11 protein-coding genes and 1 rRNA gene are annotated in these 11,194 nt (G+C 52.5%); 3 read left to right on the top strand and 9 right to left on the bottom strand.

Annotation, left to right across the window (positions count from 1 at the left end; translation table 11 throughout):
- Positions 1-112: 112 nt before the first annotated feature.
- Genes NYE24_RS14440 through NYE24_RS14450 form a run of 3 tightly spaced genes read left to right on the top strand, consistent with a single transcriptional unit; the run spans position 113 to position 3,708 of the window.
- The gene (locus tag NYE24_RS14440; RefSeq protein ID WP_342478959.1) at positions 113-1,585 is read left to right on the top strand and encodes a hypothetical protein; all 1,473 of its coding nucleotides are present in this window, start codon (positions 113-115) and stop codon (positions 1,583-1,585) included.
- Between the two features lie 15 nt (positions 1,586-1,600).
- A complete protein-coding gene (locus NYE24_RS14445) occupies positions 1,601-2,287 on the top strand; it encodes a response regulator transcription factor (protein ID WP_036701859.1) in 687 nt (228 codons plus the stop codon).
- Positions 2,288-2,289: 2 nt separating this feature from the next.
- Positions 2,290-3,708 (top strand): HAMP domain-containing sensor histidine kinase, encoded by a 1,419-nt coding sequence (locus NYE24_RS14450; protein WP_342478960.1) that lies wholly within the window; start codon positions 2,290-2,292, stop codon positions 3,706-3,708.
- A gap of 26 nt (positions 3,709-3,734) precedes the next feature.
- Here the strand turns inward: NYE24_RS14450 and NYE24_RS14455 are convergent, their stop codons facing one another.
- From NYE24_RS14455 to rrf, 9 genes are all read right to left on the bottom strand, one after another.
- Positions 3,735-4,208 (bottom strand): OsmC family protein, encoded by a 474-nt coding sequence (locus NYE24_RS14455; protein WP_342478961.1) that lies wholly within the window; start codon positions 4,206-4,208, stop codon positions 3,735-3,737.
- Positions 4,209-4,272: 64 nt separating this feature from the next.
- Positions 4,273-4,974, bottom strand: coding sequence for a metallophosphoesterase (locus NYE24_RS14460; protein ID WP_036701862.1), 702 nt, complete (start codon positions 4,972-4,974; stop codon positions 4,273-4,275).
- Positions 4,975-5,007: 33 nt separating this feature from the next.
- Positions 5,008-5,592 carry a DUF421 domain-containing protein gene (locus tag NYE24_RS14465; protein WP_342478962.1) on the bottom strand — a complete coding sequence of 195 codons (585 nt, stop codon included), beginning with the start codon at positions 5,590-5,592 and terminating at the stop codon, positions 5,008-5,010.
- A gap of 72 nt (positions 5,593-5,664) precedes the next feature.
- On the bottom strand, positions 5,665-6,462 hold the full coding sequence (locus NYE24_RS14470; protein WP_076161050.1) for a dihydrodipicolinate synthase family protein: 798 nt from the start codon (positions 6,460-6,462) through the stop codon (positions 5,665-5,667).
- A gap of 30 nt (positions 6,463-6,492) precedes the next feature.
- Positions 6,493-7,203, bottom strand: a complete 711-nt coding sequence (locus tag NYE24_RS14475) for a type 1 glutamine amidotransferase (RefSeq protein WP_342478963.1) — start codon at positions 7,201-7,203, stop codon at positions 6,493-6,495.
- Positions 7,204-7,329: 126 nt separating this feature from the next.
- Entirely contained in the window at positions 7,330-8,421 is a 1,092-nt protein-coding gene (locus NYE24_RS14480; protein WP_342478964.1) for a hypothetical protein, read from the bottom strand.
- A gap of 103 nt (positions 8,422-8,524) precedes the next feature.
- The gene (locus NYE24_RS14485) at positions 8,525-9,898 is read right to left on the bottom strand and encodes a HAMP domain-containing sensor histidine kinase (RefSeq protein ID WP_342478965.1); all 1,374 of its coding nucleotides are present in this window, start codon (positions 9,896-9,898) and stop codon (positions 8,525-8,527) included.
- A 2-nt stretch (positions 9,899-9,900) separates the two neighbouring features.
- The gene (locus NYE24_RS14490) at positions 9,901-10,560 is read right to left on the bottom strand and encodes a response regulator transcription factor (RefSeq protein WP_036701871.1); all 660 of its coding nucleotides are present in this window, start codon (positions 10,558-10,560) and stop codon (positions 9,901-9,903) included.
- Between the two features lie 461 nt (positions 10,561-11,021).
- Positions 11,022-11,138: ribosomal RNA gene (rrf, locus tag NYE24_RS14495) — 5S ribosomal RNA — on the bottom strand.
- Positions 11,139-11,194: the final 56 nt, after the last annotated feature.

Below are 11,194 nucleotides of genomic sequence, written 5' to 3' on the forward strand. Positions count from 1 at the left end.
ATCCCATCTCATATTTATATCTTCACTTATCCCCCTTTACCATTTTGAAACTAATTCCCCGAAAGGTTAGGATATACTAGCCACAGATGAATCCTAAGGAGCGTAACTTGTAATGAACAAATATACCTTCGGCCTCAGCAGCCTCTTATTCTTAAGCCTGATCGCTTCCGGCTGTGGCACCATGAAGACGCCGAGCGATCTGCTGCAAGCCCCGTCACAGGGGAATAGCGACGGCAATCTTACCGGAATCGTCCGATCCTTTCTGCCGGCCAACGCGCATTTAACAGTACCGATCCACTCGGAATCCGGCAGCGCGATTCAATTACAGGATCTCGACAAGGACGGGCAGGAGGAACTCCTGGCCTTCTACAAGACAGACAAAACCGATTACGAGATCAACACCCTCCTCCTCTCACAGCAGAACGGCAAGTGGACCAAGCTGGCTAACCTTACCGGGGTGGGCAGCGAATTGAATGAAGTGTCCTTCACAGATGTTACCGGTGACGGAGCGGAGGAGCTGCTGCTCGGATACGGCGGCGGGGAGGGATTAAGCAAAGAGCTGGCAGTCTACAGCCTAAGCAGCGGCAAGCTGACCGAGCTGCTTAAGCAGCCATACGACCAGCTGGTCCTTGGCGACCTGACCGGGAGCGGGCATACGGACATTGCCTTGCTTCAGAGCACCTACACCACGGATAACATACGTGAGACCCATCTTCTATTACTCCGGCTCAAGGACGGTACGCTGCAGACCTTATCCGACCAGAAGCTGGACGGTAATGTGATCGAAGCCCAGTTCGGCAAGGCGTCCCCTACACAGGACGCAATCGTCATCGATGCCGCCATTGGCGCACATGCTTCCTATACTTCATTGCTAACTTGGGAAAAAGACAGATTTACTGATATACTGGCAACAGATGATTATCAGCGTACCGCGCTCGCTGCCAGCAAGGATCTGGTGCTGTCTCCGCCGGCTGTCTCTCCTGACCTGCTTGGCAGCAGCAGTATTGCAGTTAAGGACTACCCGCAGTCCAGCCTGGATGTGAACAATGACGGGATCTTGGAGTTCGGCTTCCTGGTACCGCCTGCCGGTACGGAGGGCATGGCTCCCTTGGCGACCCCATTCATCACCAAATATTATCAGTGGGACGGACAGTCCGTTCTGACCTTCGTGCAGGAGCAGTTCGACCGCTGGGGCTTCAACTTCCGTATTCCCAAGTCTTGGGCGGGCCAGACCCTGCTGGAAGTTCCGGGAGAATCACCGCAGCCCTGGGAGAAGCTCCAGTTCAGCTACAAGAATGCCGGATCTGCGGTGAAGGCTCCGCTGCTGGAGCTCCGCCTGCTGACGAAGAAGGCCTGGGCTGCCGCAGAGGTCCAGCTGAAGGCTGAGAATAGAAAGTATAAGCTGCTGTATGAGCAAGGGAACTCTAACAATGACACGGAGCCTACCCTGTTCGTTGCCGTAATGCCCGCAGCGGATGCCGCCGGCAAGCTGCAGGGGGCCGATCTGCAGAATTATAATCAGCTGAAGCTGACACTGGATGAAGTCGTTCAGCTGGCCGGCACACCCCAGAAGCCCCGGCAATAAGAAGGAGAGCTGTTCATGAAAGTGCTGATACTGGAAGATGAGAAGCCGATCCGTGATCTGCTGTGCATCAACCTTAAGCGGGCAGGCTTCGAGATCGCGGAGGCTTCTACCGGTGAAGAGGCGCTGAGCATTGCCCGGGAGCAGAGAGATTTCGACATCGCAATTCTCGACCTGATGCTGCCCGGACTCAGCGGGTTCGAGGTGTGTACCCTTCTGCGGACACAGTTCCCCCGGCTGGGAATCATTATGCTCACTGCCAAAAGCCAGGAAATCGACAAGGTCATGGGCCTGGAATCCGGCGCAGACGACTACGTGGTTAAGCCCTTCAGTCCAGTGGAGCTGGTCGCCCGGGTGCGCTCGCTTTACCGCCGGATGTATCCGGGAGAGGCGCTGCCGCAGGAGAACCTTATTGAGCTTCCGCCTTTTACTCTGATGCTGGATGAACGGAAATTATTGAAGGACGGGCAGGATATCCCGCTGACCCCAACCGAGTTTATGATCGTGAAGCTGCTGATGGAGCAGCCGAACAAGGCCATGAACCGGGACGATATTTTGACAAACGTATGGGGGCAGTACTTCATGGGTGATCTTAAAATTGTAGATGTGAATATCAGCCGAATCCGCCAGAAGATCGGACAGGAGTCCTCCGGGCCGCAGTTCCTCGAGACGGTATGGGGATTCGGATATATTTGGAGGGGCTAAGAGTGCTGAAGGGAATCAGGTCCAGACTTATCGTCTATATTACCCTTATGCTGCTCCTAATCGTGCTGCTGCTGGAGGGGGTGTTCATTGCCGCTGTCCACTATTATTATCTGGGCAGTGCAATGGAGACATTGAATACAAGGGCCACGACTTCAGCGACCTTTTTCAATAAGTATCTGGAGAGCTATAGCTTGAATGAGCGGGCGCGTTATATTCTGGAGAATATTTCCTCTGAAGAGAGCAGTAAGGTGGAAGTGCTGAGTCCGGCCGGGCAGGTGGTCATTAATTCCTTCGGCTTCTCCAGTACAGAGCAGGTGAATACCCCTGATGTGAGAGCAGCTCTGACCAGCGGCAAAGGAAGCTTTCAGAGCATCAAGCCGGTGAACGGGGAACGAATTATGGCAGTTTCTATTGCGCTGAAGGAGTCGGGGAGTACGATTGGCTTGCTGCGTTACTCGGTCTCGGCCGAGCCTTTATATAACGTTATTCTCAAAATTGCGCTGAATGCAGCCATCGTCGGGCTGCTCGTCATTGGATTCGGCTTCATCCTCAGCCTTATCATCGCCAAACGAATTGTAGGACCGATTCAGCAGCTGACCGGGGTCGCCAAGGAAATGGCCACCGGTAATTTTTCCGTCCGGGCAGAGAGGCGCTTTGACGATGAGGTCGGCACCCTTGCGGTAACACTGAATTATATGTCTGAAGAAATTCTGAAGAGCGAGAAGCTCAAATATGATTTCATTTCCTCTGTCACCCATGAGCTGCGGACCCCGCTGACCTCCATCAAAGGCTGGGGCGAGACGCTGCTGGTCGGTGATTTGTCGGACAGGCAGGAGACGCTCCAGGGTCTTGAGGTCATGACCGGGGAGACAGACCGGCTGATCGGCCTGGTGGAGGATCTGCTCGACTTCTCCAAGTTCCAGGCCGGAGAGATCCGCATTGTACGCCAGCCATATGATCTCAGAGGCCTGCTGGAGGATCTGTTGCTGCAGTTCAGATACCGGGGGCAGACGAAGCAGATCCGCCTCTACGCCGACCTTCCCGATCAGCCGCTGCCGGTGGACGGTGATTTTAACCGGTTGAAGCAGGTGTTTGTCAATTTGCTGGATAATGCGTTCAAGTTCACCCCTGCGGAGGGTGAGATCCGTCTTACCGCAGTGCTGGAAGGCGAGCGGATAACCGTCACCGTTGCTGACAACGGCGAGGGCATCGAGGCTGCGGATCTGGCGCAGCTTGGCACCAAATTCTTCAAAGGCCGCTCCCGTCAATCCGGCAGCGGCCTGGGCCTCGCAATCTGCAAAGAAATTATTGAGCTGCATGACGGGCAGCTGCGGATCGAGAGTGAATTCACCAAGGGAACCTCGGTAACTGTAGAGCTGCCGCGCTACGAGGTGGAGCAGCATTTTACACCACCAATCTAGCTCTAGCTCAGTATCGCCCTATGCTTCTATGACTCCACTCGGGCTTGTCCGTTCTCGCGAGCAATTTCCACTACTGGCTTAGTCTCAATAGTGACGTTCCCGGCCACGGCTCTGGAGATCATGCAGGAGGCTTCAGCCTTATGTGCCAGCCGCTCTGCCATCTTGAGCTGGGCCGGTGTCGCATCAGCCTGAAGCACAATGCTAGGCTTATGTACGATCTGCTCGTACGTGAACACATTATTCGTGACATCTACTGTTGCCTCAGACGCCAGGGTCAGCCCCTCTGGAACAATCTCCGAACGCTCCAGCATCGCAGCCAGGGTAATCAGGTAACAGGTCGCTGCTGCGCCCAGCAGCATCTCATCCGGGTTCGTGCCTGTTCCCGGTCCGCCCATCTCCTGCGGAATCGATATAACCGTCCGCAGTCCGCCTGCATCAATATGCCCTTCGCTGTTCCGCCCTCCATTCCATACCGCCTTCAGGTGAAAAGGATGCTTCATCTCACTCCGTCCTTTCTTTTCTCCATAACAAATAAGTGCTATTGTCTTTGTGTCACTCCCGAAGCTAGATACGTCCGATCCGTCTGGTCTCCAGCCGCTGGTCTGCCTGTCTATACACATGGCAGGTCATCTCCGTTAGATTCACCAGTCCCAGCGACCTTTCTTCAAGTATCGGGTAGGTATTAGATCCCAGATCGCAGTTCATCCTGGCGCCGTCACCATAGATCCGTTCAACCGGCGTATGCCCATGAATCACCGGCCTGCCCCTCGTTAAGGCAAGCAGCGCTTCACGCGGCTGGCGGTAGAACTCATATTCTGTCATCCATAGAATCTCCCGGCTCTGCTCCTCCAGAGGCTGCCCTGTATACAGTCCGGCATGTGTATACACATATTCATCATCCTCGAAGTACAACGGCAAAGAATAGGCCCACTCCATCAGCTTCTGCCGTTGATCCGCATCGGGATAAGCCTGTTTCAGACCAGCCAACGTCTCGCGTCCGCCGTGACTCAGCCAGAGCTTGTCACCGCTGATTATATAGTCCCCCATCATTTCTTCATGATTGCCAATCAGTGCATGGACCTGGCCCGGATACCGCTCTGTAAGCTGCTTAAGGTAACCAAGTACTCCAGCCGAGTCCTTCCCCCGGTTGATCATATCTCCGCCGATGACCAGCTGGTCTTTTCCCCAGTCCAATCCAGACTGCCGGAGCAGCAGCTCCAGCCCCTTTTGATCCCCATGGATGTCCGTTATGAAGAATTTGCGCATGAACTCCCTCCTTCTACAGCATCCGGTCTACCTCTACTGCAATTTAATCTCCTCAAAAAGCCCCGTCTGCGGATCAGGCTGATCCAGGTATGCAGCCTTATTCGCTGAACCGCTTCCGCACAGATATTTAGCAAAGAGCGCCTCTACCTGATCCATAGTGACCGGCTTTGCGGAATCCTGCAGTTCATATCCGAGCTGGCCGTTAGGCTCAATCGTTGCCGTTTTGACATCGCTGAGCCTGGAGATGCCCTGTCCCCGCAGACTCATCTCCAGCTCATCGACAGTTAATCTCAGCTTTCTCAGATTCTTAGGCTGAAGCTGTCCCTCCGCAATAACAATAACCGCAGGCCCCTTAATCAGCCGCTCAACAACATTCCACCGTACCTGCAGCCATTCCACCACGATTAATACAGTAATGAAGACTGCTGCTGCCACCATCGTGATCAAGATACTGTGATCCGCTATCGGCTGCACAATAATGGTTCCTATTGAGATCATCGCGATCGTCGTTGGAATGGTCATTTGCGAGATAGATTTCCGTCCGGCAAGCCGAAGCACCAGCATTCCAACTACAATCAGAACCAGCGCCTTCCATATTTCACTCCAAATTTCATGCATAGCCAGGTCTCCTTTGATAGGGTTGATTCCAGCTATTTTTTGTCATTTAGGAGATTAATATTCATTGTAGGATTAGAGAAGAGGCGCCCGGCAGATCCCCGCTTGAATACCTAAGCTGTTGTAATGCTGTTTGATGTTAATTAGGGCCTGGCCGCTGAACACCCGGGAGACCCTCTCTTCGATCGGACCAGCCTCCACCTGTTCCTGCCGCAGCAGTCGCTCCACCGCGGCCTTGATCTCCATGGGATATATATTTCCGGCCACACTGGAGAGACCTTTGCAAGGACCTGAGGCGAAATTCTCCACAAGCTTCATATCCCCTGCGGCGAAAAGAATGAATTCCTCCGGGTACTCCACCCCCACATGCCGCTGCAGATCGCCTGTTTCCTTGTAGCCGACAATGTGCGGATAACGGCGGATTAACCAATTCAGCGATTCAGGAGCCAGATCGAATCCGGTCCGGCCGGGGTTATTATACAACGCCACCGGCTTAGCCGTATGACTAAGCAGTTCCTCCACATAAGCGATTGCCTGCTGCTGCGTAGGCCGGATGTATGGCGGAAAGCCAATCATAATGGCATCCATCACCGATGTCTCCAGCGCCTGAACCAGCGTTACCGCATCACGGGTTCTGATAGCAGAAGCCCCGAAGACCAGCTCTATCCCTTGGAAGCGCTGCTGATTGAAGTATTCAATGATCTCCAGTCTCTCTCCGATACTCATCGAATGCTGCTCACCCGTGCTTCCTGAGATAAGCAGCGATTCAATGCCGTTCTGCTTCTGGTAGGCGACAATGGCTTCGAACCCTTCCACATTCAGACCTTCATCACTGTGAAAAGGCGTAGGGATCGCTACATTTAATCTTTTCATATTACACTCCTTACTGTTAGTAGGCGTTACTTAAGAAGTTCTGGACAGATGCTTCTCTTCCATCGCATCCAGGAGTATGAACAGCAGGGTATTAGACGCTATTATTCGCTCCGCCTGATCTGTCATGTCGGACGGTGCTTGAATACACTCTCCGGGCTCCAGCTCTCCGGCACAGTTGGTAATGATTTTGCGGATGCTGGATTCATTAACCTCCAGATGGAACTGCAGGCCTACTACATAATCCTCATATTCAAAACACTGCTGGGCACAGCCCAGGCTGGAAGCAAGCCTTCTCGCTCCGGCAGGCAGACTGAAGGTGTCTCCATGCCAGTGAAACGGCACCCATTGCTCCGGGAATCCTTGGAAAAAGGCAGAGGTCTGCGCATCTCCGGTCAGCCTGACAGGGAACCAGCCAATTTCCTTCCACTTGTTAGGGTAGACCTCGCCGCCGATTTGTTCAGCAACAAGCTGGGCCCCCAGACAGATACCCAGCATCAGCTTGTGCGATTGGATCGCTTCTTTAATGAAAGCTTTCTCTGCCGTCATCCAAGAGTATAGTGCCTCATCATATACACCCATCGGGCCGCCCATCACCACGAGCATATCAAAATCCCGGATGGCAGGCAGAGCCTGACTCTCATACAGCCGTGTTGTGGTTAGCGCATGCCCCTTGACCTCAGCCCAACCTGCAATTTCCTCCGCCGCTTCGAACGGAACATGCTGCAAGCAATGAATTCTCATGCACTCCACCCGCTTTACATTTTTTTACGATCATCTTCTATCTCCAATGTAACAAAAAATCCTGATGAATCAAGAAATACTTGATCATCAGGACAAATTCAGTTCTATAGCAACATGACTTCCCGCTTATTTAGCCTTGCCGGCAGGCTCATAGATCAGACAACGCAGCTGCTTACCCGGATAGCGTAATTCCGCATTATATTTGCTGCCGTCTTCCAGTAACACATCCACGGCCACCATCCCGCGTTTATTGTTAACCTCAGTGCCCGTCAAATACGCCTTCACTATTTTTCTTTTTTCTCCCTGCTTGTCCTTTACAAACCGGGTAGCTTCCTTTATCCAGCTGTCATCCTTCTTCATGGCAGCCGCTGCCGCTGCATCGATAGGAGTTTTTTTCATCACAGAGTTAAAAGCTGTCGTATCTACCACCACCCCGGTGTCAGGATCGATCTGCACACTATATTGCCAGTACTCCTGACCTTGTCCAAGCAGAGTAAGCGACTTATAGGGTGCAAAGTGAACCGACCAAAATGAGGGTATGCCATAACCCGGTTCCACCAGCATAACATTTGTTTTCAGCTTGGAGACATCGGCATCGAATAGCTTACGTACACTTTCAGCCGCCCGTGCCAGTGTTTCATCCTTGCTGAATTTCTCCGGTACGGCAACGGCCGGAGGAGTTATATTATGTTTGGATGCCACAAGATTAAGCCGGTAGTACCAGTCAATCATTTGCAGCAGCTCTTCATCTGTCCAGGTGCGCTCCGGTTGATAATACGTATTGGTCTTTATATCGAAATACACTTCCCCCTGCCCCGCCTGTAGCGGCAATGGCTTCTGTGGCCGCACACCATCATAGACATACTGATCTTCCAGTACCAGGCGACGGTTGATTTCCACATCGGTCATTTCCCGGCCTGAAGTGTTCGGATCGCCAGGTAGCTCCATATAGTCGTAGATTTGCTGGATCTGCTCCTCTGTCATCTGCTTCAGCAGCAGATCATCATTCACGGTAGATACCGGCACGGGCGCCTCCACCTTCAGTACCGGAACAGCGCTTTCTGCCTGACTTTCCTTAGCATTGACCTCAGTTGCCGTACTGTACTTCGCAATGACTGCTGAGTTCGCCAGATTGGGGACAAGGAGTCCGCTGAATGCAAACATACCACCTGAGCATAGGACAACAGCCATAGTAACAGACCACTTTTTCTTGTTCAATTGTATTACCTCCATCGGGATTCAGAATATGAACTCTTTCCATAGCTTAATCCCGGGATATTATAGAGTAGAGGAGCAGTTGTTATGGAGTTGTAAAATAGCTTCACACAGTGGAGCTTAAAAAAAGGCGGATGCGCGTTCCCTCACCGGGAGCAGATAGCAGCTCAAATCTGGCTTGATGCGCTTCAGCAATCTGGCGGCATAGAGAGAGACCCAGACCTGCATGGCCATAGGCCCGAGAACGTGAAGAATCTGCACGGTAGAACGGCTCAAATGCCCGCCTACTCTGCTCTTCTGTCATTCCACTCCCGCTGTCCTGTACTTCAAGCACCCCTTCTCCGTCCTGCGGATAGGCCAGCACACGGATCGTCTGCCCTGGCCGGGACACCGGAATCGCATTCTCGATCAGATTCACCAGCAAAGCTGCCAGAAGATCAGCATCTCCCCATACGGCAGGAATGGAGCTATTCATCTCCAGCAGTAATCCGTTATCTATCACCCTCTGCTGCTCGGTCTGGGCCACAGTGTCGAATAGCGAAGCTACGTCTACCTTTGCCAACACCAGCGGCTGATGCCGCAGAACGGACAGATCCAGTAGTTTGAAAGCCAGATTCTTCAGCCTCACCGTCTCACTGAGAATATAGCGGCCCGCCTTGACCTGATCCTCCTGATCTATGTTAGCCGTGGTCAGCAGCTCCGCGAATCCCTGCATACTGGTCAGCGGTGTCCGCAGCTCATGAGCCAGATTATCGACCATCCGCTGCTTATCCTCAGCCATGCCTGCGAGATCGCTCATCCGCTGCTCTATCACAGCAGCCATCTTGTTAAAGTTTACGGCTAGCTCCCCGAATTCATCCCTGCTGTTCAGCTCCACACGGTTCGAATAATTGCCCTCGGCAATCGTTTTGGTCGTCTCGGACAACAGCTTCAGCGGCTTTGTCAGATGCCGGATCAGAAGGTAGAGCAGTACCATGAGGAGCGGACCGACAATCCAGTTAATCATCACGAAAAAACGGATAAGCTCCTCCTGCTGGGCGTACAGCCCGCTGATATCGCGCTTGTACGCCAGCTCCAGATGCTGATAAGGAGCAGGGAGCGGCATCGCTAACGTCATGATATGTTCTTCCTGCGCCGCATGCACCTCTTCCTGACCGGAACTCCCCCCGTTCTCAACGGGATAGAGCAGCAGTCCATTATCCCGCAGTTCCAGCTCTATTCCCTGCTTAAGATAGTGTTCTCCATAGGACTTGGCTACACTGACCAGCAGTGCCGGGGTAAGAGAGACGCCTCTTGCCCGAATGGAATCCAGATTCTCATAGATATTATTCGTAATTAGCAGCTGTTCGCTGGCCGCGCGTTTGCTCTCACTGGCCATGTTCAGCTGCCAGCTTTTTTTCATCACCATCACGACACTTACATCAAGTGCCCCTATAAATAGCACCAGCACAGCAAGGAGAATCTTATGCCAGAATCGCATGGCTAGACCTGAACTTCCAGCCGGTAGCCCAGCTTGAACACGGTTTTGATCCGTTCTTCCCAGCCCAGCTTTTTGCGCAGCTGCCGGATATGTACATCCACGGTACGGGTATCACCCGCATAATCATAGCCCCAAGCCATCTCCAGCAGCTTCTCCCTGGAAAGAGCAATATTCCGGTTACGGATCAGCACTTCAAGCAGCTCGAATTCTCTGGCCGTCAGATCCACCAGCAGCTGCTCCACCCACACCTGACGCTCCGTGAACCGGACTTCAACCCCATCGCATACAAAAGCAGAGGCGGCCTGTTCATTCCTCCGCAGCACGACATTAATCCGGGCCAGTAGTTCCAATATCTCAAAAGGCTTAATAATATAATCATCCGCACCCAGCTCGAATCCCCTGATCCGGTCAGAGAGTGCACCCCTGGCCGTAATCAGAATCACCGGAATCCGCAGTGGCGCAATCTGCTCCATCACCCCGAAACCGTCCAGACCGGGAAGCATGACATCAAGCAAGACCAGATCCGCACGTTCCTTCTCCAGTATATCCGCTACTTCCGAACCGCTATAAGCTTTGGCATACGTATGTCCCACCAGCTTAAGGTTCATCGTTATTAAATCATTAATCGCCTGTTCATCCTCAACAACAAGTATATGAGCCATCTATCGAATATCCTCCTAACTCTGTAGCCACAGGGTGCCCTTTCATAGGTAACCTAATCTTAATCATACCAGATTCCAGAGCATCCATAACCTATAAGCCGAACCTGACACTACACACCCGTCCGCCAAAAAATCCTGACAATCAAGAGCTGCTTGATCGTCAGGACTAGTTTGTTCATTGAACATAAGCTTCCCGCTTATCATTTATTTCTCCTTATCAGCAGGCCCCTGGGACTCACTTCCTCTGAAGCAGACCACTTCTTCTTATACAACGGGATAACCTCCACAGGAATATAATAATTTCTCTACCACTACCCTACTCTCAAGATGTTATAAAGTAGAGTGACAGTTGTTATGGAGTTGTAAAATGAGACCTTACCTCCTGGTTTGGTTGGCCTGCCTTCAGTCAGCGCCGAAAATACAAAAAGACCACTGTCAGGAAATCAACAGTGGTCTTGCGTGCTTGGCAACGTCCTACTCTCCCAGGACCCTTCGGTCCAAGTACCATCGGCGCTGGAGGGCTTAACGGTCGTGTTCGGGATGGGTACGTGTGGAACCCCTCCGCTATCGCCACCAAACGTGCGTCTGTGAAACAGACGCTGCCGCTAGAAATTCGGTTCATCACGAATGTGTG

The organism is Paenibacillus sp. FSL H7-0350 (assembly GCF_038593195.1).
Taxonomy (GTDB): domain Bacteria; phylum Bacillota; class Bacilli; order Paenibacillales; family Paenibacillaceae; genus Paenibacillus_AQ.

Excerpts from the sequence above, each read along its gene's own strand:
- NYE24_RS14440 (WP_342478959.1), top strand. The coding sequence starts at position 113 with ATGAACAAATATACCTTCGGCCTCAGCAGCCTCTTATTCTTAAGCCTG.
- NYE24_RS14445 (WP_036701859.1), top strand. The coding sequence starts at position 1,601 with ATGAAAGTGCTGATACTGGAAGATGAGAAGCCGATCCGTGATCTGCTG.
- NYE24_RS14455 (WP_342478961.1), bottom strand. The coding sequence starts at position 4,208 with ATGAAGCATCCTTTTCACCTGAAGGCGGTATGGAATGGAGGGCGGAAC.
- NYE24_RS14460 (WP_036701862.1), bottom strand. The coding sequence starts at position 4,974 with ATGCGCAAATTCTTCATAACGGACATCCATGGGGATCAAAAGGGGCTG.
- NYE24_RS14465 (WP_342478962.1), bottom strand. The coding sequence starts at position 5,592 with ATGCATGAAATTTGGAGTGAAATATGGAAGGCGCTGGTTCTGATTGTA.
- NYE24_RS14470 (WP_076161050.1), bottom strand. The coding sequence starts at position 6,462 with ATGAAAAGATTAAATGTAGCGATCCCTACGCCTTTTCACAGTGATGAA.
- NYE24_RS14475 (WP_342478963.1), bottom strand. The coding sequence starts at position 7,203 with ATGAGAATTCATTGCTTGCAGCATGTTCCGTTCGAAGCGGCGGAGGAA.
- NYE24_RS14485 (WP_342478965.1), bottom strand. The coding sequence starts at position 9,898 with ATGCGATTCTGGCATAAGATTCTCCTTGCTGTGCTGGTGCTATTTATA.
- NYE24_RS14490 (WP_036701871.1), bottom strand. The coding sequence starts at position 10,560 with ATGGCTCATATACTTGTTGTTGAGGATGAACAGGCGATTAATGATTTA.